Source organism: Snodgrassella sp. ESL0304, from assembly GCF_013344995.1.
GTDB lineage: Bacteria > Pseudomonadota > Gammaproteobacteria > Burkholderiales > Neisseriaceae > Snodgrassella > Snodgrassella alvi.
The window spans coordinates 124,158-150,504 of sequence record NZ_JAAEDR010000015.1 but is presented as its reverse complement, the minus strand read 5'-3'; the positions used below and the strand labels follow the sequence as shown (position 1 = coordinate 150,504).

Sequence of the window (26,347 nt, the reverse complement as noted above, 5' to 3'; positions counted from 1 at the left end):
GCAGCATGGCTGATGTGGCACAGGGGAATCAGGCCGGGCATACGGCGGTTGATAATAATGCACTTCGTAACAGTAAGGGGGAAAGTAAACTTAACACTCAGGAAAAAATATTAAATGAAAAACTGAAAAAAGCAGGTGTACAAAGTGCGGATGATTATCAAAGAAAATATGATGCATGCAAAACAGATCAGTGCAGGATTCAGGTTGAAAAAGAATATTTAAAGGCCTCTGATGAAGCAAATAAAATCATATTGAATTTGTATATGACAGGACAAATAACAGAAGAAGAATCCAAAATATTATTGACAAGCTATGCTAATAAAATGATGAGGGGGGCTGGAGAAAGTCAGCGTAGGTTTGGTTCACGCATATTTGATTTAAATGCAAATGAATGGATACCAGCGAGCGTAATTGGCAATGCAGATTTCAACCAAATTACAATGTTAAATCTAGTCAAAAAAATGAAACGCTCTGGAGCTTCTGACGAACAGATAGCTATAAGAGTATTCCAATATCAAATTGCTGGGAGCTACATAGGGTCAGTTAGTATAATGCAACAGCAAGTTGATACATTACTCAACTCAGGAGTTAGTGTTGAAACAGTTATACGTGCACTGAGCATGAAAAAAGGAAGGAGACTAACCAATGACGAAATAGGTTTGATAAAAAATAGATATTCTGTAATGATGCAAAAGCAGGGTTCTAAAGCAAAAGCCGGAAAGGGAACGAGTGCTGTAGATGATGTTGCTACAATAACCTCTAAAGATAAACTTTCAGGACCAACAGCGAATTGGAACAATTACACCCATGCAGAGGCTGTAATTAAAACAGGAAACTCTGGGAAGCTAGCAAATGCAGATAAAGCAGTAATTGATCCGAATAAAGTTACTTCTTATGCATTAAATACCGAGCATCCCGTAGGGAGAAACAAAGCAAAAGTTTTTGAGTCAGCTTTAGGATATAACCAATCAAACGCAAATGATCTAATATCAAAAATACAATCGGGAGCAAAAACAAATACAGCCATTCTAGGTAAAGCAGATAATCATGGTCAAAGAATTACTATTGATATGCCAATTACTGGACCGAATGGGAAAACAGCAACTGTTCGAACTGGTTGGATATATGATCCTGGATCATCAACACCTAGATTAACAACACTCTATGTAAAGTGAAGATATTATGAAATATTCCCTTTTTGATACAGTAAGTTTAACTGAAAATATTCCTGAGTATAATCTGAAATCAGGAATGATAGGTGCAATTATAGATGTTTATACTAAACCCGATGAATCATATGAAGTCGAGTTCTGTGATGAGAACGGTAGAACAATAGAGATACTAGCCTTATCACCAGATAAATTATCCAAGGTAAGCTAAAGCAATCCCCACCTAACCCGTGGGGATTTTGTTTTACCTCTTAGCTCAGCCCCTCAATCCTGATAATCAACAGCCTCGGCTGTACATCAATGATGACTGGCTGACTGGTGGTAAAGCAGGAAAGGGAATGAATGGTAATTCTCTGGAATGGAATTCTTGGCAAAACTACATAAGAATGATTCCTACCTAACTATTAGAGATTCTAATTATTATCTTTTAGACTTATATAACAAGTTGAATAAATAATTTACCCTACTTTATTGTTATGGTTATGAGCATACCAGCATAAAATCTGAGCTCCTCCAATCAATGACCATTCATGGTCAGTTGAATTGGAGGGCTAGGTCTGACCAGACTAGGTGTATATAACAAATGGTATAAAGTTATTTGGTTATAGGAAAAGTTGCTACTACACGACCTATAAACAATTAATTGCCAAAAATAAAAGGTAAAATAGGTTCTGGATTTACCTTTTGTTTTGAAAGTGTTAAGCAGCAGCAATTATGATAGAAAAATTAGAAGAATTAAATAAGCTCTTTAAATGTAAATAACAGAGTATTAGAACAAGTATAATAAAAAGCTATTTGTACTTGTTCTGTTATGTTTGTTTTTATTATATATTTTAAATTAACTACGTCTGCTGAAAGTTTATAAATGAGTAATATCAATATACTATGGAAAGGATATAAGAAAAGGATTATATATATTATCTTTATATTATGTAGCTTTTCAATTTTTGGGTATATAAAATGGATGGGGAATGGAAAATCTAGATATGAAATAGATAATAATGAAAAAGAATCAATAATAATTAAACAATTACCAGATATTCTTAAGCCATATTCATTTAATAAAGAACAAGTAATGATAACTAAAAATGGTTCAACAACGACAATTTATGTGATATTTAAACTAAAGTATGATGATTTTGAAAATAGAAAAAAAATTTCTAATACTGTTGATAAGAATAGTGCAAAACTAGGTTTTGAACATAACTGTCGCGGAGAAGAGATGATTATTACTTCTAATTTGGATGATTATTATGATTATGAAAGAGATCCAACAGTAACTGAAATACCGCTTCAAAGATATGCTGTTGTATGGCAATATCCTAGTTATGCATGTATTTATCAAAATCAAAAGCATCAGTAATACTCAATAAAAAATAAATATTTATTGAATAATGTAATTAATCTTATTGATTAAGGTATGGGATTTTAAAACCTAGCAGCTATCCATACTGATATCAGCAGCGAAGATTATGCTGATAAGGCCGGATATCTGCATAATAACTTTGATAAAGACAAGGTACAGAAAGAGCTGGATTTACAGCGTGAAATCAGTCAGGAATTCAGCGATAACATGCAGACAGCCTCTGCCATAATAAACAGTAAAAAAGATGCCCTTAAAGAAAAACTGAAAAATACAGCACTGAGTCCGGAAGAACGTGAAAAATATGAAAAAGAACTGTCGCAGTGGAATGCAGGCGGATTACTGTTAAATGCGATAGGAGCAGGCCTGTCCGCCCCGACTAACAGCATAGGAGGGATAGTGGCAGCCACAGCCAGCCCGATAGTTTCATATCAGATAGGGCAGTACTTTAAAGGAAAAGATGCAGAAGGCAGCACTGCGCATCTGGTGGCGCACGCAGTAGTAGGAGCAGCAGTAGCGGCAGCAGGAGGAAATAATGCACTGGCTGGCGGACTGGCTGCGGCAGGAACAGAAGCTCTGGCACCGGTAGTATCGAAATGGCTGTATGGCAAGGAATCAAAAGATTTAACTGCAGATGAAAAAGCCACGGTTTCATCAATCATAGGGTTGGCTGGAGCAGCAACAGGAGCGGCAGTAGGCGGCAGCATGGCTGATGTGGCACAGGGGAATCAGGCCGGGCATACGGCGGTTGATAATAATGCACTTCGTAACAGTAAGGGGGAAAGTAAACTTAACACTCAGGAAAAAATATTAAATGAAAAACTGAAAAAAGCAGGTGTACAAAGTGCGGATGATTATCAAAGAAAATATGATGCATGCAAAACAGATCAGTGCAGGATTCAGGTTGAAAAAGAATATTTAAAGGCCTCTGATGAAGCAAATAAAATCATATTGAATTTGTATATGACAGGACAAATAACAGAAGAAGAATCCAAAATATTATTGACAAGCTATGCTAATAAAATGATGAGGGGGGCTGGAGAAAGTCAGCGTAGGTTTGGTTCACGCATATTTGATTTAAATGCAAATGAATGGATACCAGCGAGCGTAATTGGCAATGCAGATTTCAACCAAATTACAATGTTAAATCTAGTCAAAAAAATGAAACGCTCTGGAGCTTCTGACGAACAGATAGCCATAAGAGTATTCCAATATCAAATTGCTGGGAGCTACATAGGGTCAGTTAGTATAATGCAACAGCAAGTTGATACATTACTCAACTCAGGAGTTAGTGTTGAAACAGTTATACGTGCACTGAGCATGAAAAAAGGAAGGAGACTAACCAATGACGAAATAGGTTTGATAAAAAATAGATATTCTGTAATGATGCAAAAGCAGGGTTCTAAAGCAAAAGCTGGAAAGGGGACGAGTGGAGCGGGACAAGCTGGAAATGCTGCTTCTGAGTTACCCGCTTTACCACCGGGTAAACAAGGTTCGGTAATTAGAAATGAGCTTCTTGATCATGAGTACAAACAAGCCTTAGATATTGTTGGGTACAAAGGTGGAACGTTTAAAGGAGCTACTGAGAAAAGCCAAGCTGGTATTGATGGTTGGTTAAATGGGGTTCCTGTGCAATTAAAAGAAGTTCAGGGTCAAAGTATCCACTCAATACGAAAGAATATTGTTGGCGGGGCAAATGATATGGCAAAAGCAGGCTATAAAGGTGATTTATATATAGATGCCTCTAAAACAGGTGTCAGTATGAATGAAATGATCAATCACTTTAAACCCGGTTCTCCAGTATCCAACATTACTAAAGAAGGTACGGTAAATAATATATATATCAAAACTCAGGACGGTTGGTTAAATGTCACCGGTGGTTCAATTACAAAGGGAGGGAGTAAGTAATGGCCAATGAATTTATGTTCCCAATTAAAGAAACACCTTCTTTTGAAGAATTATTGGATATTATAGTTGATGGTTTTAAGGTATATTCGTTACCAATAAGGCAGTTATCTGTCGGACTATCTGCAAGCAAAGGTATTGATCTATCAGATAAATTTGTAAATATACAAGACCATCAGTATGGATATTTTTGTTGGATAACTTTTCATTATTTTCAACCTGAATTTAGAGATGAAGCTGAAATCGATTTGCCTATTATGGTGGGTATAAAAACCCGAGGAGAAAATGAATTAAAATTTTCTGTAGTAATAGGGTATATATTAGCCAAAGCACTCGAGGCCAGAGTAATTTATGACGATGCTTATCTAGTACAGCGAAAAGAAGTCTATCCTGTAGATGAATTAAAGCCCTTTGTTGAACAATACATAAAAGAGCTCTATCCAGTAGATGAGTAATGAAGATCCCCGCCTAAGCCGCGGGGATCTTTTATTATTTTTTAGATCTGTATCGCAAGTTCAATAATCAGCTTGTTCTGCTCAACTTTAATGACCACGGGCAGCCCGGCATAAAAGCCTATCTGCTCCAGCCAGCGCCCCTTAATGGTCAGTTGCGGTCTGGGGTTAGGTTGCCCGCCATTAGGGCTGTATCCAACCGTTAAGCTGCGCTTGGGTCGGGGTTTTACCGTTCGGGTTTTGGTAATGCTGGAAATGGGACGATAAATCAACAATATCTGGAAGAAATGTCTAAGAATGGCGTTAAATTCTCACCTGAAAATATTTTGAAAGTTGAAAAATTAGCTGATGGTAAAATAGTTTTTCTTGAGACAGGTAATTCATCGGCAGGGCTCCAACATATTGTAGAACGTCATGCCAGTGATTTTGCAAAAATAGGGGTTTCAGAATCACAAATACCTAATGTAGTTATAGACACTGTATCCAAAGGAAAGATTATTGGTTATCAAGGAAAAGGAACAGGACGACCAATTTATGAAATTACGATTAATGGACAAAAACAAAGAATAGCTGTTACAACTGGAAGTAATGGTTTTATTGTTGGAGCAAATCCTGCGGGGAGTAAGTAAATGAAGAAAATAAAATTAATGGCTGATTATGAATGTTATCCATTGTGGATTGATTCGGATAATGAAGTTGGAAATATTGATCCTGATTCCTTACTAATCAGTGATTCTCTCAAAAATGAGTTAAATAAGTGGTCAGATGACTATGATAAAACGTTGAATTCAGATAACCCGTTAGAATCTGGATTTAAAACTATTAATGAAGAAATAGCCTTTAAAGAAAAAGGGAAATGTTTACAAGAAAAATTACAAATAGAATTAGGTAATAATTACGACGTAATATATCAATCCTAGCAACTAGATCCCTTTACATTACTGGGATCTAATATTTTCCTAGAATGTACAAGAAATAAACATGAGTTTCAGTTTCAAAACTGGGTGTGTAGCTTGTCTGGGTTACTGAGGAAGATATAAGAAAATAATATGTTATTAATGATATCCGTCATCTTTTTGCTAAGTATGATTTTTTTAATTAAAAATATTGTCCATTTTGAAAAAGTAAAATAAAAGGTAAGAAATATGTTATTAAAGTTAGAAAATTCAAAAGTTCCTATGAAATTAGTTTATCTTTTATCTGAAGAGTTAAAAGATAATCCTGAGCAAATTGTAATGACACAGTCACTCACGCTCGATAAGTCGAGACCAAATATGGGTTTAAAAGGTACAAATGGCCTTTTTGGTTCTAAAGAATGGTGGAATAGTATTAAACAAGGAAAAATGCCTTTACTGCACGTGTCGGGAGTAATAACTAGAACCTATGTGGCAGGTCAAGATCCTTCTTCTGTAGATAATGCTTTTAGTTTACTATTAGATGATGGTTCCGAAGTTGAAGAAAGCATTTATAACTATATTAATTACAAGGATAAAAAGCTTTTTCAAAAAGGGGCTAAAGTTGAAATTATTTACGCATATGATGAACTGAAATGGCGAAATCATAATGGCGAAAAAGCTTACTTAGATATAGTATTAGAAATGGCTGTTTCATTAGAGCCCGTTGAATAAGTATCAATCCCCACCTAATTTGTGTGAGGATCTTTTATTGTTTTTTAAAACTTGCTTGTTAGTTTAATAATAAGTTTATTTTGCTTAACTTTAATGATAACTGTACAACCAACATAAAAGCCTATCTGCTCCAGCCAGCGCCCCTTGATGGTCAGTTGCGGTCTGGGGTTGCTGAACCCGCCGTTAGGCGTGTAACCTACGGTGTAAAACCGCTCAGTGGGCGGCTCGTGTTCGTATAATCCACATTATGTCTTGCGCCCCCACAATCGGCACCTTAGCGCGGAGTGGCGCACAGCTCGCAAGCTCGCTCTGCTGTTGGCAGCAGTCATCCACATCCCTGCCGCCATCGCCGCATCCCTGCGGCTCCAAGGTCAACACCAGTAAGGCAGGTCGGCCGTAGGCCTTCGCTAAAAAGCTTTACCCCGCACAACCCTCAGTCATCCAAACGCTGTGCGCGGGTTGCAGTCACGTTGTTCCTTGCTCCTTACCGTGCTCGCTATCTGCCTGCCTATCCAACCCTTAAAAGATGCTCTCCGTTAAATCATCACTTACTAACCTTGACCCGGTTCGCGCTCCCGTTCAACCCGTCCGAGACTAACAGACAAGCTGCGAGTCACGGACGTGTTATCGAAAAGTCTCTTAAAGCGAGTTGCAAAACAGCGAATAAAAGCGTGTCGGGGTAAAAAAATACAATAGAATAGTGAGCTAAGGAAAAAGGTGTTGCACAACCACCTGATGCATATATGGAAACACTGAAACAGTCGGGCGATGGAAGTAGAGCAACACTAATACTGGAAAGGGGACGACAAGTGCTCAAGGACTTATCGGTAAGGATTTTGAAAATTATTTGCATCAAGCTTTAGGTGGTAAAGGTAGCTTTAAAAATTAAGGAAAAGAGTTTGATGATGCTTATAGTTGAAATAATTCAATCTGGTATGAGGCTAAATCATGACACTATTGGCAAGATCATGCTCAGGCAGGTAGTAAAGGATTTGAGAAATTCAAGTCTGATGAGGGATACTATGCGAGTATTACCAAGCTAAATGGTGTGTCTTTTGAAGTGCATTCTAACACACCTATCCCTCAGTATATTAAAGATTGGTTAACACCAAAGAACATACCGTTTAAGGAATATTAATATGGGAGTGCAAGTCAGCATAGATATAAATTTTGCACAAGAATATTCTCCTAAAGAGATATTAAAATGCCTGATAAATAATGGCTGGAATATTTATTATCAAAATATGGTTACTTATCTATCGTCAAATGATATCGAAGATTATGACTGGTTGAATACAGAGATGAATCTGTTCAATTTAGACGAGTTTATAAACTCTCATAATATTATGGATAAAATCGGGATAGTGATGGTTTATGATAATGAATCAGGGGGTAATTTTTTAATTTACCCTAACTATTTATCTATGTCATTGTCAATAAATCGTCAGTATTTATTCGGGGAAGATATTCCAGATTTTAATTGGTATCTAAAAAAAATGAGTGTTTTTTTGAGAAATATAAAATTATCTAGCATACAGTGTGAAACCATCTACTAATGAATAATCCACACTTCACCTGTGGGGATTTTGTTTTACCTTTTATCTCAGCCCATCAATCCTGATAATCAGCAATCCTTGCTGTGCATCAATGATGACTGGCTGACCGGTGGTAAAGCAGGAAAGGGAATGAATGGTAATTCTCTGAATGGAATTTTTGGCAAAACTACCCCAAAAAGACTATTTACGGTAAGCAATATGCGTCGATTGGAACAAGCCAAGTGCGGGAGAGAAAGCGACAATTATTAATAAACCAAAGGAATAGAAAATGAATAAGATTAAATGGATAACTCAGGCGATAGCGCAGCCTTGTGAAGTACAGAAAAGTTTATTTCCTGATTTTGTGAACGTTGCGGACGAGCTGGCTGTTGAGTGGGAAATGGCTTTAGATGAATTAAACGATCCTTTGGTCGCATCTTCTTTCACGTCTGAGCAAAAATTGGCAATTAAACAGTTAGATGATTATATGTTATCTATAAGTGGAGCACCTAACATCCAATACTGGAACAACGATGCGCTTTGTCAATGTGCTGAGTGGAAAAATATGAGAGAAATGGCTATGGCGATATTACTCATCATGGGATGGGAAATTACCGTACCGGCAAAACCTGTTGCTCTATATATCAATCACAGTTAAATATAAGATCCTAGCCTGTTGTATAGCAATCCCCGCCTTAACTCGCGAGGATATTGTTTTACCTCTTAGCTCAGCCCCTCAATCCTGATAATAAACAGCCCATGTTGCGCATCGATGATGAATGACTGACCAGTGGTAAAGCCAAAGGCTTCTAGCCAGCAGCCTTTAATAGGTAGTTGCGGTCTGGGGTTGGGTCCTATGGCTTGGGGTGTTAACCAATGATGTAAAATCGTTCGGTGGGTTGCAGTGTCTTAGCCATAGTTAACTCCTGTAAGGTTAGTTTTGGTTAGCAGTGGTAGCAGGTTGCCGCCTGTTACTGCTGCGTTACTTGCTTAATACGTCAAATAAGAGAGGATACTAATGAATAAATTGGATAAAGTTATTAATCAGTTAAAAGAGTTATCAAATGGAGAGGTAATAAATGTCCCTCTTCCTGATGATAACTTGCTTGATGATTATGAAAAAAATATTAATTTCAGCTTTTCAACTGAATATAGAAAGCTTCTCAAAGAAGCCAGCAATATATTCTACGGTACAATAGAATTATTACTAGTAACAAGAGATAAAAAATATCCATCTGAATTATCGACAGTGCTTAATGAAGCTAGGGAGCAAGGTCTACCAGAAGACTGGTTACCAATATGTGAAGATAATGGAAGTTATTATTGTTTAACACCAAATGATACAGTACGATATTGGACGTTAGATGGCTATAGTAATGATACTTGGGAAGATCTTTCAGATTGGGTTGAACAAGTATGGATTAATGAAAATTAAATATCGCAAACAAGCCCAAAATAAATATCAAGTCTGGAATTTTTTATTCTGACAGGTTGACCAATTTTGAAAACCTAAGATCCCAATTTTGAACTGGGATTTTATTTTCACTTTCTAGTCTTGCCCCTCAATCCTAATAATAAACAGCCCATGTTGCGCATCGATGATGACTGGCTGACCGATGGTAAAGCCAAAGGCTTCTAGCTAGCAGCCTTTAATAGGTAGTTGCGGTCTGGGGTTGGATCCTATGGCTTGGGGTGTTAACCAATGGTGTAAAATCGTTCGGTGGGTTGCAGTGCCTTAGCCATAGTTAACTCCTGTGAAGTTAGTTGTGGTTAGCAGTGGTAGCAGGTTGCCGCCTATTATTGCTGCTTACTTATTGTTTTATTATTCTTATTTAGCCAGTAATTTAATCTGAGTCTTGGTTAAAAAGGCTTCTAAAAATATCTTAATCACGGTTTGTTTTCTTCTGGTAGCTTCTCAATCTTTTGAAACAGGTTTAAAAACTCATGGTCTTTTAATCTTGACTTGGTAGCTTGGTCTTGTGCGCCTTCTAGTATCTAATGCTAGAAAAGGGACGAAGCTTGAAATAGATCCAAAAAAATTTGATTATCTTTATGGCAAAGTAAATAGCGGAGAACATAATACTGCTCGCTCAACTCAATTATCCCAAATGATGAGACGGCTAGGGCTACAGACTAATGAATCAGGTGCAGCTATTTTAACTGAATACTTTAATAAAGTAGTAAATACAAAAGGTAATGTTATTAATAATTACAAAAAAGGTTCTCAGAGTTTTGAAGTTAGAGAATCTTTCTTAATGGGTCCATCAGGAAAAGGCACTGTATTACAAACGTCATTTGAAATTATGCCAGATGGTTCACGTAGATTTGTAACAACAATTCCAAAAGAAGGAAAAAAATAAATGTTTATTCAATCTTTTCCAGATGAAATAGATTTGTTAGCTTTTTTTGAGGGAGAACCTATTTTTCAGAATACAGAGGATTTACACTTTGCATACAAATATACTGATCAAAATGAAATGTCTATACTTTTTTCGTTTAGTGCAACTGGAGGTTGGATACAAACAATTATAGAGTTTAAACAGAAAAAAATAGCGCACAATCTAATGGAGGGTGTGGAATACTTTAAGATAGAAAAAGATGTTGATGGTGAATACCTAACGACCGAAGTTGTACTAGAGGATACAAGAACAAAGGTTGAAATAAGATTACAACCTTTTATTTCTACTGAATTTTCAACATTAATAAGATGATTAATTGATCTGTCTTTGATTTAATCATAGGGTTGATATTATCAAGGACAGATCTATATTACTTTATTTTAGATAGGCTTCTCAATCCTGATAATCAATAACTACTGTTGCGCATCTATGATGAATGGCTGAGCGGTGGTAAAGCAGGAAAGGGAATGAATGGTAATTCTCTGGAATGGAATTCTTGGTAAAACTACCCCAAAAGACTATTGACGGTAAGCAATATGCGTCGATTGGAAACAGATTATATTCACAACATGCAGTTGATAGGATGCAACTACCAGAGTTAGGGTTCTCTGCCGGTACAGTTGGAGCTGGTCGTAACATTTCTCCTAATATTGTAGAGCACACTATACAAAATGAAACAAAAACCAGTTCAATGGTTAATGGTGTAAAAAGGACTGTATATTGGAGTGGTGATGTAGGTGTTGTTACCGAAAGGAATAGTAAAATTGTAGTGACCATTCTAAGAAGGAGTGAAAAGTGATGAATTGGATATATCCAGATGTTATTAATAATCTTAAAAAAAAATGTGATTCTTATTTAAATAAAAAAATTAGTTTGGATGAAATACATTCTACTATTTATGAAGCTGAGCATCAGATATTGGCATTAGAAGAAAAATGGTTAAGAGAATTGCTATTTGATGCAGAAAATCAAATTGAATTAAATCGTTATACGATAGATAGTGAAAAGTTAGAACAATCTGTTGAACCTATTATCAAAAATATAATGACTAAAATATCATAATAAGAATAATTCCTACCTAACTATTATAGATTCTAATTATTATCTTTCAGACTTATATAGCAAGTTGAATAAATAATTTACCTTACTCTATTGTTATGATTACGAGCATACTCCAGAGTCTGTAAAATTAACAAGCCAAGAACAGTTAAGAAGTTTTCAGTCAGCTGTAAATACCGCTACTAAAAATAATATTCCTTATAATAAGAGAGTTACTGTCGATGGGTGGCAATTAGAGTTTAAACCACCTAGATCAGCAGGTGAGTTACCAACAATTACCCATGCACGATATATGGGAGTGCACTAATGGATATCTTAATTAATAATCCAATAAAAATTTCTATAAATACAATTGAAATAGATGAGCATTTGCCTTCATTAAAATTGTATATTTCGATTGATATTGAAAAAAGTGGTTTCGAGCTAAAAAATGTGTCAGAAGCTTGGTTTGAATGTCATGTTTTTGATTCTTTCATTAAAGACCTACAATTATCTAAATTCGCAGTATTAAAGGATATGAATGATAATTTCAAACTAGAAATAGACATTAAAAATGATAAGATGTGTTGGATTTCTCTTAAAAAAGACATTAATGAAAATATATCTAAATCTGAAGGCTACGAAAGGATCGATTTAGACGATAGGGATAATATATTAAATGCTTTTATAGCGTATCCAAAATGGTGGTGATCAATAATCCCCGCCTAATTAGTGGGGATTATTTTTATCGCTGGAAAGAGGTCTAGTGGAGCGGGACAAGCTGGAAATGCTGCTTCTGAGTTATCCGCTTTACTACCAGATAAACAAGGTTCCGTTATTAAAAATGCACTTGCGCCACATGAATATCAACAAACATCAGATATGGTGAAATATAAAGGTGGTACTTTTAAAGGAGCAGAAAAAGCAAACAATCCTAGTATTGATGGTTGGCTTGATGGGGTTCCTGTTCAATTGAAAGAAGTTCAAGGGTAAAGCATTCATGCGGTCCGACGAAACATTACTGATGGTGCTAAGGATATGGCCAAGCAAGGATATAAAGGTGATTTATATATAGATGCTTCTAAAACAGGTGTGAGTATGAATGAAATGATTAATCATTTTAAACCAGGATCACCTGTATGCAATATTACAAAAGAAGGTACTGTAAGTAATATTTATATTAAAACTCAAGATGGTTAGTTAAATGTAACTGGCAGCTCAATATCAAAAGGCGGAAGTAAATAATGACTAATGAAATCATGTTTCCAATTAAAGAAACTTCCTCTTTCGATAAAATAGTTAAAGGATTAGTTAGTAATCTGAAAGAGCTATTAATTGATACAAGAATGATTTCTATTGGGGTTTTAAATAATAGTGATTTAGATTTATCTCATGGTTTTATAATTATTCAGGATCATAGTAACGATAATGTATGCTGGAGTAATTTTTCTTACTTTGAACCAGAAGTTAGAGATGAGTCAGAAGCTGATTTACCAATTATGTCAGGAGTAATCTATCGTGGAGAGAAAAACCGAAAATTTTCAGTATTGGTTACTTACATACTAGCTAAGATTCTTGAAGCCAGAGTAATTTATGATGATGCTTATCTAGTACAGCGAAATGAAGTCTATCCTGTAGAGGAATTAAAGCCCTTTGTTGAACAATATATTAAAGAGCTCTATCCAGTAGATTAAGTAATGAGACTCCCCGCCTAAGCACCGGGGAGCTTTTATCATTATCCAGATCTGCATAGCAAGTCAGATAATCGGTCGGTCTTGCTGGAAAATGAACGACCGTAATAAATCCTGATGAAATCAGATTTTCACAGAATAAAGTTTCTTATAACAAAACTGAACGAGGGACTACTATCATATGGAATCTGTGCGGGAATGCAAAAAAACATGATGAGAGCTAAGAGCAAAAGGTAAAAGAGTCATGTACGTGTTGCTAGCCTGATAATATTATCCCCATATTTATATCTTAATGGACAATATCATAATAATACAGATAAAAATAATTATAGAAACGGTATTTTCTATTAATTGGTATTTTTAGTGAAAGCATGTATTATAAAAAATAAATCATATTGAAGTGAAATTATGACTAAGAAAAAATACTCACCTGATAAATTTGATGAAATTAGCACCATTGATTAAGTTAAGAATTAATCATTTAAGATTAATATTATGATTAATCATATTAATTAAAATATGAGAAAAATTTGAGAATTTCTAACTGAAAAGTGAAAGATTATCTAATGTATTTATTTGAGTATCTAATTTATATTTATTTTAAAATTGATTAAATATATTTAATTTAAGGAAAATAAACCAAATTTACAACAAAAATTGTTAATTAAATTAAATTTATATTTAATATTTTTTAAAACAATAATTTAATTCTAATTTTTGAATATCTGACCTGAAGCCAGAAAAAGAAAACTATAATAGCTTGATATATTTATATATAATATTTTTTAATTTAATATATTGAAATATTTATATAAAATTAATTTCTATAAATATTTTTTTCTGTAAATACCTGAACTAAATTTTCTTAATAAAATAATTTATTATAAATAAATCAGTTAAATAATTTGTTTAGTTAATTTATGTATTATATTATTAATTAAAATAATAATTTGTAGGTAATGTTATGAATATCAGTAAATACCTATTTTTTTTAAGTCTAATTAACGGGGTGATATATCAGACGTATGCTGCACCATCGTCAGGTCCGGCTAATCCGGCAGATATTGAACAGCAGCAGATTATTCGCGAACAGCAAAGGCTGAAACAATTTCAGGAAAAAATGCAGCCTGAAGTCAATGTGCGATTACAGCCTCCGCAAATTGAAGGTACGGTTAACGGTTTACCTCAGGATGAAAAACCATGTTTTGCCATCAGAAGCATCAAGTTAAATGGTGATCAGGCACAGCGGTTTCAATTTGCATTAGATAAAGCTATTTATCTGAGTAAATTCAAGCCGGGATTGTGTCTGGGTAGCAATGGTATTAATTATATTATGACACTGGCGCAGAATGCAGTAATAGACAGGGGATATACTACTACACGCATTCTGGCCAGCCCGCAGGATTTAAGTACTGGTGAGCTGGTATTGACAGTTATTCCGGGACGAATTCATGAAATTCGTTATAACCTTGATAATGCTGATCAGACACATGTAAACCGTATTCGTCGTATTCAGAATGAATTTCCTGCCAGATCTGGTGACATATTGAATCTGCGGGATTTAGAACAAGGACTGGAAAACCTGAAACGCGTGCCGACAGTAGAGGCGGATATCCAGATAGTACCGGCTGAAGCACCGAACGAAAGTGATGTGGTTGTTTCATGGTCGCAGCGTAAAGTACCAGTACGTATCAGCTTTAATGCAGATGACTCAGGCAGTCATGCTACCGGACGTTATCAGGGCGGTGTAACTTTATCTGTTGATAATCCGTTAGGTCTAAGTGATCTGTTTTATGTGAACTATAACCATGATCTGGGTAGTAAAGACAGTACAGTAGATATTGATGGTAATCGTACCGGTAGTGGTACACACGGCTATTCCCTTCATTATTCAGTACCGGTAGGAAACTGGCTGATAGCTTTTAACCAGAATTATTACCGCTACCATCAGGCTATAGCCGGTTATAACCAGAATTATGATTATAACGGCAGCAGTGAAAATACAGATTTGGGGATAACCCGAATGATATATCGTAACAGTCACCGTAAAATTGATGTAAGTGCCAGAATATGGCGGCGTAAATCACATAACTATATAGACGATGCTGAAATCGAAGTACAGAGAAGACATACGGCAGGCTGGGCTATAGGGCTGAATCATCAGGAATATTTAGGAAATGCCATACTTAATCTGAGTGCAGGTTATAAGCGCGGAACCGGTGCAGACCACAGTTTACGGGCGGCAGAAGAAGAATTCGGTGAAGGCACCTCGCGGATGGAGATAATCACACTGGATGCTTCACTGATGAAGCCGTTCAGGGTAGGAAAATATAACTTTAGCTATGACACCTCGTTTCACGGGCAGTGGAATAAAACCCCGTTAATTACTCAGGATCAGGTATCAATAGGCGGGCGCTACACTGTGCGGGGATTTGACGGAGAGCTTACTTTGATGGGAGAGCAGGGCTGGTACTGGAATAACAATCTGAACTGGCAGTATTTACCGAGTCATCAGGTATATGCAGGGATAGACGTAGGGCATATAACGGGAAGAACAAGTGAAATGCAGTTAGGAAAGACACTGGCGGGTACAGTAGTGGGTTTTAAAGGTCAGGTAAAGGCTGGCGGGAACTGGTATTACGACGTATTTATGGGAAAGCCGATTTATAAACCGCAGCATTTCCGCACAGACAAAACTACATTCGGATTTAATCTGAATTATTCACTTTAGAGCTGTAATACAAATTTATTCAAAATATAGCGTTGATTATGAAATAAAGAGGATTGCATGATGAATAATAGAGTTACCGGAAAAATTACGAATAATCGATCAATTAATAATTATTTTTTTGTCATTATTAGAATTTTATTCTGCTGATATACGTTTGATTTTAATCTGAATAAATTTATTTAATATTTGGCTTTTTCTGAATAAATATTAAGACAATATTCCAGTTGGTTTTGAGAAATTTTAATTAAATATACTCTTCAAAGGGCAGGAAAATGAATAAGAATCTTTTTAAGGTAATTTTCAATAAAAAACGCGGGCAAATGATGGCTGTTGCGGAAAATACTATTCGTGAAGGAAAAAGTACTGCAGACAGTACTGCCGGTAGTACCGCAATAATGAATAGCAAAATCAAGATTGCAGGTTTGCCTGTTCTGGCTTGGTCTATTCTGCTGGGTTTCGGTTTATGCACTCTAGTTATTGATTCCAGCCGAGCAGGTTCGATTCATGCTGATACTTCTGCACCGAAAAATCAGCAGCCGACCATTTTGCAAACAGCGAATGGAACACCGCAAATTAATATTCGAACACCTACTAAAGGCGGAGTTTCAATTAATCAGTTCCGGCAGATGGATGTAGACAAGAAAGGCGCTATTTTAAATAACAGCCGAAAAAATACGGCAACCAGGCTGGCCGGCTGGATACAGGCCAATCCATGGCTGAGTAAAGGTGAAGCCAGAGTTATTGTTAATCAGATTAATAGTACCAATCCCAGCCAGCTGAATGGCTATATAGAAGTAGCCGGCCGGCGTGCAGAAGTAATTATAGCCAATCCGGCGGGGATAAATGTGAATGGCAGCGGATTTATTAATGCAGCAGGAGTAACGCTGACTACAGGTAAGCCGCTAATCAGGAATGGAAATTTAGACGGCTTTGAAGTCCGGCAGGGTAATATCAGTATCAGTGGAGACGGTCTGAATACTGGTAGCAGTGAATACACACGCATTCTATCGCAGGCCGCACAGATTAATGCGGGTATCTGGGCAAATAATCTGAATATTACAGCAGGAAGCAATAATACAGATGCACAGGGAAATATAACTGAGTCTGTACTGACCTCTGCAGAGAGTAAACCTTTAGTAGCTATTGATGCAGGCAAACTGGGTGGTATGTATGCCGGTAAGATTGTACTGGTCAGTACTGATAAAGGCGTTGGTGTTAATAATGCGGGGCAGATTTATGCCGGTAATGGTAATTTAAGCATAGATGCTAATGGTTACCTGAGCAATAGCGGTAGTATTGTCGTTTCTGATCAGAAATCTTCTGGTGCTGATATTGCCAGTGTTTCCCTCAATGCTGACAGAGTAACGAATAGTGGAACAGTTTCAAGTCAGGGGAAAATGCTGGTTCATAGTGAGCAGTTAGAAAACAGTGGTTTACTGACTACTGCGGATGAAATCAATATCCGGCAGCAAAAACTGCATAATCAGGGAGAAATTAATGCCGGTCGGATAGATATTATTGCAGATAATATTCATAATCAGAACGGGAAGATTATTCAGACCGGTACTCAGGGTTTAACGCTGGATCTGAATAAGCTGGATAATAGTAATAATGGCCTGATTGGTTATGCCCCTGAGCCGGATAAGCCTGCTCCGTCTGACCCGGAGCATAAACCGGAAACGGCAATACCTGCTTCTCCTCCTACTACAGCCGCTGGTAGCGGACAAACAGTCTCTGCTGTTAATACCCATAAAACACAATTTGAAACCGGAAAAATTATTAGTAGTGAGGGAATAATTAATGATAATGGTCAGATTATTGCCAATGGCGGTATTGATTTAACCTCGAAGACTGGTCTGAATAATCATGGCAGTCTGAATCTGAATAAATTAACGGTAAGTGGTGAAATATTTGATAATTATCAAGGTAAGCTCAGTGCCCGGCAGGCATTAATTAATACCAATAGCATTGATAATCATCAGGGTGAAATTACTACAACAGAATTATTATCGGCAAAAAGTGGCAAACTGGATAACAGAAAAGGTAAATTACAGTCGGTAAAGGATATTAATATAGACAGTGCCCAGCTGGATAACAGTGATAATGGTCTGATTGCGGCTCAGGAACAGCTAAGCATACAAAGTAAAGATATAAATAACAGTCTGGACGGAAAAATTCAGTCCGGTGCATCTCTTAAACTGAGTACGAATAACCTGAATAACCGGCAGGGCAGTATTGATAGTAATAGTCTGATATTAAAAGCCAATATTGTTGATAACAGTAAAGGTGCTATCCGGACAAACCGTCAGTTAAAGGCACAGATTGGCAACAGCCTGAATAATCAGGGCGGAGAATTCGGCAGTGGCGAAGATATATTACTCAACAGTGAAGGCGAAGGCCGTCTGATTGTTGATAACAGTGACGGCGGAAAAATCATAGCGAATAAAAATGCCTATCTGAATACAGAAAGTATTAAAAATAATAAAGGGATAATAAGCAGTGAAAATCTGGATCTGAAGGCAGCACGCGCAGAGAATACAGCAGGGGGTGTTATTCAGGCTGGTAAACAGTTAAAGGCGCAGATTGAAGAAAAGCTGGATAACACAGGAGGAAATATTGTAAGTAATGAAGAATTACTGCTGAATGCTGACGGACAAAGTAATCTGGTATTGAATAACAGTGAAAACGGCAAGATTCAGGCCGGCAAACATGCAGTTATTCATACGACGACACTGGATAACAGCAATAATGGCAGTATAGATGCAGACAGTATTGATCTGACAGCAAACAGTGTAAACAATGCTGCCGGAGCGATACGGGCAAATCAGCAGTTAAAGGTACAGATTGGCAACAGCCTGAATAATCAGGGCGGAGAATTCGGCAGTGGCGGAGATGTGTTGCTTAACAGTGAAGGTGAAAGTCATCTGGCTGTTGATAACAGTGACGGCGGAAAAATCATAGCAGGTAAATATGCCTATCTGAATACAGAAAGTATTAAAAATAATAATAAAGGGATAATAAGCAGTGAGAATCTGGATCTGAAGGCAGCACGCGCAGAAAATACGGCAGGGGGTATTATTCAGGCTGGTAAACAGCTAACGGCGCAGATTGATGAAAAGCTGGATAACACAGGAGGAAATATTGTAAGTAATGAAGAATTACTGCTAAATGCTGACGGATCAGGCAATCTGGTATTGAATAACAGCGCAAATGGCAAGATTCAGGCCGGCAAACATGCAGTTATTCATGCATCGGCACTGGATAACAGCAGTAATGGCAGTATAGATGCAGACAGAATTGATTTGATAGCGGATAGTGTAAATAATGCAGCCGGAGCTATCCGGACAAACCGCCAGTTAAAGGCACAGATTGGCAGCAGCCTGAATAATCAGGGCGGAGAATTTGGTAGTGGCGGAGATGTGTTGCTCAACAGTGAAGGCGAAAGCCATTTGACTGTTGATAACAGTAACGGCGGAAAAATCATAGCCGGTAAAGATGCCTATCTGAATACGGAAAGTATTAAAAATAATAATAAAGGGATAATAAGCAGTGAAAATCTGCATCTTAAGGCATCGGTAAGTTTAAACAACAGTACAAATGGTGTGATTCAGTCGGGCAAAGAGGCTGTAATTCAAGCATCGACACTGGATAACAGTAATAATGGCAGCATAGATGCAGACAGTATTGATCTGACAGCAGATAGTGTAAACAATGCAGCCGGAGCTATCCGGACAAATCAGCAGTTAAAGGCACAGATTAGCAATAGTCTGAATAATCAGGGCGGAGAATTCGGCAGTGGCGGAGATGTGTTGCTCAACAGTGAAGGCGAAAGTCATCTGGCTGTTGATAACAGTAACGGCGGAAAAATCATAGCCGGTAAAGATGCCTATCTGAATACGGAAAGTATTAAAAATAATAATAAAGGGATAATAAGCAGTGAAAATCTGCATCTTAAGGCATCAGTAAGTATAAACAACAGTGGAAATGGTGTGATTCAGTCGGGCAAAGAGGCAGTAATTCAAGCATCGACACTGGATAACAGCAATAATGGCAGCATAGATGCAGACAGTATTGATCTGACAGCAGACAGTGTAAACAATGCAGCCGGAGCTATCAGGACAAATCAGCAGTTAAAGGCACAGATTGGTAATAGTCTGAATAATCAGGGCGGAGAATTCGGCAGTGGCGGAGATGTGTTGCTTAACAGTGAAGGCGAAAGCCGTCTGGCTGTTGATAACAGTAACGGCGGAAAAATCATAGCCGGTAAAGATGCCTATCTAAATACGGAAAGTATTAAAAATAATAATAAAGGAATAATAAGCAGTGAGAAGAATCTGGATCTGAAGGCAGCACGCGCAGAGAATACAGCAGGGGGTATTATTCAGGCTGGTAAACAGTTAAAGGCGCAGATTGACGAAAAGCTGGATAATACGGGAGGAAATATTGCAAGTAATGAAGAGTTACTGCTAAATGCTGATGGTCCAGGCAATCTGGTATTGAATAACAGCGCAAATGGCAAGATTCAGGCCGGTAAAGGGGTAGTTATTCAAGCATCGACACTGGATAACAGCAATAATGGCAGTATAGATGCAGACAGTATTGATCTAACAGCGGACAGTATTGATAACACTGCTGGTAACATTCGTGCCAATAAGCAGCTAAATGCACAAATCAATCAGAAACTGCTTAATCAGTATGGACAAATCAGTAGCGCAGACAATGTAAATATTCATGATCAGCTGCATAATACTTTGGAAATTGATAATACCAATAACGGTAAAATTCTTGCTGGAAATGATTTAAATTTACAGGCCAAAAAACTGGATTATGCCAGTACTGACGATGCTGGTATAGCTGCCGGTCATGATGCATCTATAGATTTAACAGATGATTTTAATATTAACGGGAATATAAGTGCTAATGCTGGTCTGAAATTGCATAGTAATGGTAAAATAATTAATAATCATAATGTTATCGGTGATAGTGTTATTATTGATGCCAGCCGGATAGATAATCAGGCAGCCGGTACTATTCAGAGTAATAAGCATACAGAATTAAATGTGCAGGACAGTGTAATTAACCGAGGTCTGATAAACAGTAATGGTCTGACTCTGATTCAGGCTGGAAAACTTGTAGATAACGTTGGTACTGGACGCATTTACGGAGACCATGTGGCGATAGGTACCGGCAGTCTGTTAAATCGAGAAGAAATAACAGGTAATGAAACTAAGGCAGCAATTATTGCTGCACGCCAGCAGCTGGATATAGGTGCCAGAGATATAGTCAATAAGGAGCAGGGCTATTTACTCAGTGAAGGTGATCTTGCTATTGGCGGAAAGCTGGACAAACAATATCATGCTACCGGAATGGCCGATAGTCTGATAAACAGCAGTGCGCGTATTGAGGCAAAAGGTAATGGAAATATTGCTGTAAATGAATTACGTAATCTGAATAATCATTTTACTCTTGAAGAGTATCTGGCAAATCCTGAGCAGCATATTCAACAGTATTTATTCCCCGGTCAGACAGAGAAATGGACAGAGGGAGTGGACGGGCATTACAATGAAAGAAAGAAGAAAAATGAACATTCTGAATTTTATTTTAATGATGGTCGTCCTATGGCCAGAGAGGAAAAAACTGGTATCACATGGTGGGATTTTAACCGCAAAACTTATAAACAGCGTGTCAGTGAAAGCAGACCGGGTGAAATTATTATTGGCGGTAATTTAAATATAAGCGGCAGCCATTGGGAAAATAATAACAGCCGGATTCTGGTAGGCGGTAGTCTGATTGGTGCAGATTCTTTACAGTTGGATAATATTGAAAGTAAAGGTCAGCAGCGTGTGGTTGATACCGGTACATTAGGCGGATATAAAAAAAGTAAAAGTGGTAGCTGGCCGAACAGGCGTACTGAATATAAGCGTAAAGTAAGAGGTCAGATAAACGAGACCACAATCACGACTATTGATCTTGAACAACCTGTTAGCATTATCCAGCAACATATGAAAGTTGATTCTACAGACAATACCATTATTGGGGTAAACAATAATACCGGTAACATAGAGAATGCAGGAAGTGTATATACGGGTAGTTCATCTATTGGCAGTTCCAATAGTAAGCATACAGATACAGTCAATGTTACGAGCAATAATTCAGTTAAAGATAATGTCAATGCTGATAAGACAGGCAGTAACGATTACAATATGTCAGCTAATAATCAGCCTGTAGATGATAATAAGACTGATAGTGCAAAGGTTCCCAGTATTAAAACACTTACCAGTCTGAATAATAAATTACCTAATAATAGTTTGTATCATATTGATCCGGATAATAAAGGTTATCTGGTTGAAACCGATCCGGCATTTACCAATAAAAATAAATGGCTTAGTAGCAACTATATGTTAGAAGCGCTGGGTCAGGATCCGGAAAAAATACAGAAGCGCTTAGGGGATGGTTATTACGAACAAAGACTGATTAATGAACAAATAGATCAGTTAACCGGTTATCGCCGCCTTGCAGGATATGACAGTGATGAAGATGAATATAAGGCATTAATGGATGCTGGTGTAAGCATGGCGAAAACCATGGGACTGGTACCGGGAATCGCTCTGAGTGCCGATCAGGTAGCACGCCTGACCAGTGATATTGTCTGGATGGTAAGTCAGACTGTTACTATGCCTGATGGAAGTCAGCAAACTGTACTGGTCCCGCAGGTATATCTGATGGTGCGTGACGGAGATTTAAATACTGCCGGTGCATTAATCAGTGCTAATAATATCAGTCTGCATACTAATAAGGATATTAATAATCAGGGTACAGTGGCCGGTCGCAGAATTGTAGATCTGGGTGCACATAATCTTAGTAATAGTGGTCTGATCAGCGGGCAAAATGTGCTGCTTAATGCAACTGACAATATTGATATTAATGGCGGTACCGTTCAGGCACAGAATTTTCTTGGTCTGCAGGCAAAACATATAAATGTTAACACTATCACGGCAACTCACGGTGATGAGCGCAATGGCGGTACCGTGATTGATCGTGTGGCAGGACTGTATGTAACAGGCAATAAAAATGGGATTCTGGCAGTTAATAGTGTAGAGGATCTGAATTTTCATGGTGCCAATATTGTGAATACAGCAACCAACGGTCTGACTCAGCTGGCCAGCAGCAACGGAAGTGTCAATCTGGGTACGGTTCAGACTGCAAGTCACACCGGTTATGGTGAACTCAGTGCCAGGAACCATCTGGCACTGGATCATAAAGATGAAAGAGGAACTCAAGTTATTGCCGGAGGTGATGTTACATTATTTTCTGGCAATACTGTTAATATCCGGCAGAGTGATATTAACAGTACTAATGGTGATATTAATATTTATGGTAATAAAGGGGTTAATATTACCGAGGGCAGAGCAAAAACAGATCTGGATGAGGCTCATTACAATAAAACAAGAGGAACTTTTTCCACTAAAAAAAGTATAGATAAATATCAGAAACATAATGATGAAGCAGTAAGCAGTAATATTACCGGTAGCAATATCCGTATTGGTAGTGAACAGGATATTAATATCCGCGGCAGCAATGTTATTGCAGATAATCAGACTTTATTACATGCCGGTCGTGATATTAATATCGAGGCAGCTGAGAATCAGTATCAGGTACAGGAATATCATGCCAGAAAAAAATCCGGTCTGATGGGTAGTGGCGGGTTTGGTTTCTCTATTGGCAGTCAGAAACAAACCGATGACATTGCCGGAAATTCCCTTATTCATAGCGGCAGCAATGTTGGCAGTCTGAAAGGTGATACGATTATTGTTGCCGGTAATCGTTATACGCAAAGTGGCAGTACAGTTTCTTCCCCTGGAGGTAATGTGGCTGTTGTAGCTAAACAAATAAATGTGCAGGCAGCTCAGGATCAGTACAGCACCGATTATGTGCATACTATGAAGCAAAGTGGTATTACAGTAGGTGTAAACATACCTGTAGTTGGTGCTATTCAAAAAGCCGGAACTGCAATTGAGCGTACAAATAAAAGCAAAAATGATCGTATCAATGCTATGGCTGCCTTTAATGCCGGTATGGACACATATAAAGCAGGTAGTGCTGTTGCGGATATTGCCAATAATCCCCAAAATGCTATGAATGCTAATGTCGGTATAACAGTTGGTCAGCAGAAGCTTCGTATGGAGAGTCACACGAAAGATACTGTAGCCTCTGCTAGCCGCATTAATGCTGGTGGAACAGTCAATTTACTGGCAACGGGCGCAGGCAAAGACTCTAATATCAACATCATCGGATCAGATGTGGCAGGCAGCAGAGGCACACACTTACAAGCAGATAACGAAATTAACCTGCTTGCAGCAGAACAAAGCCACAGCGAACGCAGCAGTAATAAATCCAGCGGCTGGAATGCTGGGGTGGCTATCAGCTATGGCTCTGGTGGTGCATCTCTGGGTGTTACAGCCGGGGGCAATCTGGGTAAAGGCCATGGTAACGGAGACGAAACCAGCTACCGTAACAGCCATGTCGGCAGCAGCAGCGGCAGTACCAGTCTCAGTAGTGGCGGTGCTACCAACATCATAGGTGCACAGGTAATCGGAAAAGGCGTAAGTATAGATGCAGCCGAGCTGAACATAGCCAGTCTGCAGGACAAAGCCAAATATGACAGTAAACAGCAGAATATCAGCGGGCAGGTTACTGTAGGCTACGGTGCATCGGGATCGGCCAGCTATAGCAAGAGCAAAATCAAGGCCGATTATGCCAGTGTCACTGAACAAAGCGGTATAATAGCTGGAGATGACGGCTATCAGATTAAAGTCAAAGGCAATACAGATCTGAAAGGGGCCATCATCACCTCTGCCAGTGCCGCAGAAGCAGCAGGTAAAAACAGCCTGATTACCGGCAGTCTTACCAGCAGTGACATCAAAAATCACAGCGATTACAGTGGTAGCAGCATTGGTATTGATGTCAGTGGCAGTATAAGTGCATCTAAACCAGAGCGAAGTCAGTCAGACAAAAAAGATAATACCAATAATAAAGATAGTAATAACAATAACACTAATTCCGATAAGAAGTGGTCTGACAGTAATAACACCTCACTTGGACTTGGTCATGATAGTGATCACGACAGTAGTACTACTCATAGTGGTATCAATACCAGCAATATCATCATTACAGATGAAACAGCGCAGCAGCAGAAAACTGGTAAAACCGTAGCAGAAGCCATAGCAGCTATTCATACTGACACCAGCAGCGAAGATTATGCTGGTAAGGCTGGCTATTTGGCCAACAACTTTGACAAGGAAAAAGTGCTTAATGAATTAAATATTCAGGTAGAAGTTACTAAAGAATTCCGTCAGAACAGCCTTGGATTAATTAACTCTTATATCGATTCCAGACAGGCAGAGCTGAGGAAAAAAATCAAAGAAGAAACATCAGAAGAAAATAAAACAGAACTGTATAAAGAGATTTATAAACTGCAATATCAGCGGCGTTTACTGGAAACAGTAGTCAATATACTGGCCGCTGATCCAACTGCTGCCATTACTCAGGGTACTTTACAGCTGGCAGCCACTAAGTTACGTGAAGAAAGTCTGGCCAATTCCAGAAAATCGCCTGGAATAGTAATTAACAAGGAAACTGGAGAAGTAATGAATAATGTTTCCTATGATAGTGGATATTTTGATGGTGTTAAGCTTGGTGGGGTACGATTGCATTTAGATATTATCTGTGGCAGCGATAATGGACGTTGTGAAACAGATGATATGAACAATCTGAAAAAAGATGAACATGGTAATTATATATTTAAAGGAGATTCTAAGTATCCGACGTTTGCTGATCTAATGAAGGATACAACAGAGGTGGGTGGTATGTTTGGTCTTACCGGCGGCTTCCAGCCGGTGCAAGGTGGCTGGTATCTGCCCGGGCTGACGATTCCGTATAATAAGGGTGATTTCTCTGATGATTTGATAGAATCCTTTGCCGGAACACATGATTATCTTGGCGGACAGATATGGGGCTGGTATGGGGATGACGGAAACACTTCACGCAACCGTAATCCGTTTCAGAATATAGCATCAGATACGACAACATATGTAGCAATACCCGCCTCAGCACCGGCTGCTTTGGCTGATTTTCTGAATTCAGATATGTTTCAGTTATTATACAAATTAGGAAAATAACAATGAAATTTAAAAAATTTGTTATGTTTCCGGGGCTATCAGAAGATAGATGCTATTGGTCATACCAATGTACAACAACAGGAATCTGATGTGATCTGTGGTGTAAGAGATTTAAGGAGCGATAATCTGGATTTAAAAATTCTGTATCGTGATATGACAGAAAATCGAGTTACACCACGTCAGCATGGTTTATAATTTGCTGATATGTAAAAAAATTCTGAAAAATTGTACAAATAAGGAAAGGCTATCCGGATTTTG

General features: G+C 37.9%; 25 protein-coding genes and 1 pseudogene. 23 read left to right on the top strand and 3 right to left on the bottom strand.

Annotation, left to right across the window (positions count from 1 at the left end; genetic code table 11):
• The 6 genes from GYX91_RS09115 to GYX91_RS09090 all read left to right on the top strand — a co-directional run.
• On the top strand, positions 1–1,175 hold a 1,175-nt coding region (locus GYX91_RS09115; protein WP_174830646.1), incomplete at its 5' end, for a DUF6883 domain-containing protein.
• Positions 1,176–1,182: 7 nt separating this feature from the next.
• A complete protein-coding gene (locus tag GYX91_RS09110; RefSeq protein WP_174830645.1) occupies positions 1,183–1,380 on the top strand; it encodes a DUF4926 domain-containing protein in 198 nt (65 codons plus the stop codon).
• 28 nt (positions 1,381–1,408) lie between these two features.
• The gene (locus GYX91_RS09105) at positions 1,409–1,570 is read left to right on the top strand and encodes a hypothetical protein (RefSeq protein WP_171991469.1); all 162 of its coding nucleotides are present in this window, start codon (positions 1,409–1,411) and stop codon (positions 1,568–1,570) included.
• A gap of 563 nt (positions 1,571–2,133) precedes the next feature.
• Positions 2,134–2,532 carry a hypothetical protein gene (locus GYX91_RS09100; protein ID WP_143555754.1) on the top strand — a complete coding sequence of 133 codons (399 nt, stop codon included), beginning with the start codon at positions 2,134–2,136 and terminating at the stop codon, positions 2,530–2,532.
• Between the two features lie 210 nt (positions 2,533–2,742).
• A complete protein-coding gene (locus GYX91_RS09095) occupies positions 2,743–4,440 on the top strand; it encodes a VENN motif pre-toxin domain-containing protein (RefSeq protein WP_174830644.1) in 1,698 nt (565 codons plus the stop codon).
• On the top strand, positions 4,440–4,892 hold the full coding sequence (locus GYX91_RS09090; RefSeq protein ID WP_078474266.1) for a hypothetical protein: 453 nt from the start codon (positions 4,440–4,442) through the stop codon (positions 4,890–4,892). The genes GYX91_RS09095 and GYX91_RS09090 overlap by 1 nt, the downstream gene beginning before the upstream one ends.
• A gap of 41 nt (positions 4,893–4,933) precedes the next feature.
• Here the strand turns inward: GYX91_RS09090 and GYX91_RS09085 are convergent, their stop codons facing one another.
• Positions 4,934–5,161 carry a SymE family type I addiction module toxin gene (locus GYX91_RS09085; protein WP_194240764.1) on the bottom strand — a complete coding sequence of 76 codons (228 nt, stop codon included), beginning with the start codon at positions 5,159–5,161 and terminating at the stop codon, positions 4,934–4,936.
• Positions 5,162–5,176: 15 nt separating this feature from the next.
• Here GYX91_RS09085 and GYX91_RS09080 point away from each other — a divergent pair, with 15 nt between their 5' ends.
• From GYX91_RS09080 to GYX91_RS09070, 3 genes are all read left to right on the top strand, one after another.
• On the top strand, positions 5,177–5,518 hold the full coding sequence (locus GYX91_RS09080) for a hypothetical protein (RefSeq protein WP_034884696.1): 342 nt from the start codon (positions 5,177–5,179) through the stop codon (positions 5,516–5,518).
• Positions 5,519–5,809 carry a hypothetical protein gene (locus GYX91_RS09075; RefSeq protein WP_025331481.1) on the top strand — a complete coding sequence of 97 codons (291 nt, stop codon included), beginning with the start codon at positions 5,519–5,521 and terminating at the stop codon, positions 5,807–5,809.
• A 225-nt stretch (positions 5,810–6,034) separates the two neighbouring features.
• Positions 6,035–6,517: a hypothetical protein gene (locus GYX91_RS09070; protein WP_174830643.1), complete on the top strand. Its 483-nt coding sequence runs from the start codon at positions 6,035–6,037 to the stop codon at positions 6,515–6,517.
• A 44-nt stretch (positions 6,518–6,561) separates the two neighbouring features.
• Here the strand turns inward: GYX91_RS09070 and GYX91_RS11245 are convergent.
• A pseudogene (locus GYX91_RS11245) lies at positions 6,562–6,720 on the bottom strand (SymE family type I addiction module toxin); the annotation flags it as partial.
• Positions 6,721–7,656: 936 nt separating this feature from the next.
• Here GYX91_RS11245 and GYX91_RS09060 point away from each other — a divergent pair.
• Together GYX91_RS09060 and GYX91_RS09055 are read left to right on the top strand one after the other, a co-directional pair.
• A complete protein-coding gene (locus GYX91_RS09060; RefSeq protein WP_174830642.1) occupies positions 7,657–8,073 on the top strand; it encodes a hypothetical protein in 417 nt (138 codons plus the stop codon).
• 268 nt (positions 8,074–8,341) lie between these two features.
• Complete coding sequence (locus tag GYX91_RS09055; RefSeq protein ID WP_025331488.1) at positions 8,342–8,710, top strand: hypothetical protein; 369 nt, start codon at positions 8,342–8,344, stop codon at positions 8,708–8,710.
• A 65-nt stretch (positions 8,711–8,775) separates the two neighbouring features.
• On the opposite strand, the gene GYX91_RS11240 is transcribed toward GYX91_RS09055, so the two are convergent.
• Positions 8,776–8,910 carry a SymE family type I addiction module toxin gene (locus GYX91_RS11240; RefSeq protein WP_370520385.1) on the bottom strand — a complete coding sequence of 45 codons (135 nt, stop codon included), beginning with the start codon at positions 8,908–8,910 and terminating at the stop codon, positions 8,776–8,778.
• A 160-nt stretch (positions 8,911–9,070) separates the two neighbouring features.
• Between GYX91_RS11240 and GYX91_RS09045 the strand changes: the two genes are divergently transcribed.
• The 12 genes from GYX91_RS09045 (at position 9,071) to GYX91_RS08990 (ending at position 26,284) form a co-directional block, all read left to right on the top strand.
• A complete protein-coding gene (locus tag GYX91_RS09045) occupies positions 9,071–9,487 on the top strand; it encodes an SMI1/KNR4 family protein (protein ID WP_078474261.1) in 417 nt (138 codons plus the stop codon).
• Positions 9,488–10,031: 544 nt separating this feature from the next.
• Positions 10,032–10,412, top strand: a complete 381-nt coding sequence (locus GYX91_RS09040) for a hypothetical protein (protein WP_174830641.1) — start codon at positions 10,032–10,034, stop codon at positions 10,410–10,412.
• On the top strand, positions 10,413–10,763 hold the full coding sequence (locus tag GYX91_RS09035) for a hypothetical protein (protein ID WP_041881295.1): 351 nt from the start codon (positions 10,413–10,415) through the stop codon (positions 10,761–10,763).
• A gap of 175 nt (positions 10,764–10,938) precedes the next feature.
• Positions 10,939–11,250, top strand: a complete 312-nt coding sequence (locus tag GYX91_RS09030) for a hypothetical protein (protein ID WP_144235802.1) — start codon at positions 10,939–10,941, stop codon at positions 11,248–11,250.
• Positions 11,250–11,513 carry a hypothetical protein gene (locus GYX91_RS09025; protein ID WP_174830640.1) on the top strand — a complete coding sequence of 88 codons (264 nt, stop codon included), beginning with the start codon at positions 11,250–11,252 and terminating at the stop codon, positions 11,511–11,513. Before GYX91_RS09030 ends, GYX91_RS09025 begins: the two co-directional genes overlap by 1 nt.
• A gap of 303 nt (positions 11,514–11,816) precedes the next feature.
• Positions 11,817–12,200, top strand: coding sequence for a hypothetical protein (locus GYX91_RS09020; protein ID WP_174830639.1), 384 nt, complete (start codon positions 11,817–11,819; stop codon positions 12,198–12,200).
• A gap of 21 nt (positions 12,201–12,221) precedes the next feature.
• The gene (locus tag GYX91_RS09015) at positions 12,222–12,482 is read left to right on the top strand and encodes a hypothetical protein (protein ID WP_174830638.1); all 261 of its coding nucleotides are present in this window, start codon (positions 12,222–12,224) and stop codon (positions 12,480–12,482) included.
• Positions 12,483–12,527: 45 nt separating this feature from the next.
• A complete protein-coding gene (locus GYX91_RS09010) occupies positions 12,528–12,689 on the top strand; it encodes a hypothetical protein (protein WP_171991468.1) in 162 nt (53 codons plus the stop codon).
• A gap of 44 nt (positions 12,690–12,733) precedes the next feature.
• Positions 12,734–13,183, top strand: coding sequence for a hypothetical protein (locus GYX91_RS09005; protein WP_174830637.1), 450 nt, complete (start codon positions 12,734–12,736; stop codon positions 13,181–13,183).
• A 961-nt stretch (positions 13,184–14,144) separates the two neighbouring features.
• Entirely contained in the window at positions 14,145–15,911 is a 1,767-nt protein-coding gene (locus GYX91_RS09000; RefSeq protein WP_174830636.1) for a ShlB/FhaC/HecB family hemolysin secretion/activation protein, read from the top strand.
• A 272-nt stretch (positions 15,912–16,183) separates the two neighbouring features.
• Entirely contained in the window at positions 16,184–26,089 is a 9,906-nt protein-coding gene (locus GYX91_RS08995) for a hemagglutinin repeat-containing protein (RefSeq protein ID WP_025331473.1), read from the top strand.
• Positions 26,090–26,107: 18 nt separating this feature from the next.
• Positions 26,108–26,284: a hypothetical protein gene (locus GYX91_RS08990; RefSeq protein ID WP_158500020.1), complete on the top strand. Its 177-nt coding sequence runs from the start codon at positions 26,108–26,110 to the stop codon at positions 26,282–26,284.
• Positions 26,285–26,347 lie beyond the last annotated feature (63 nt).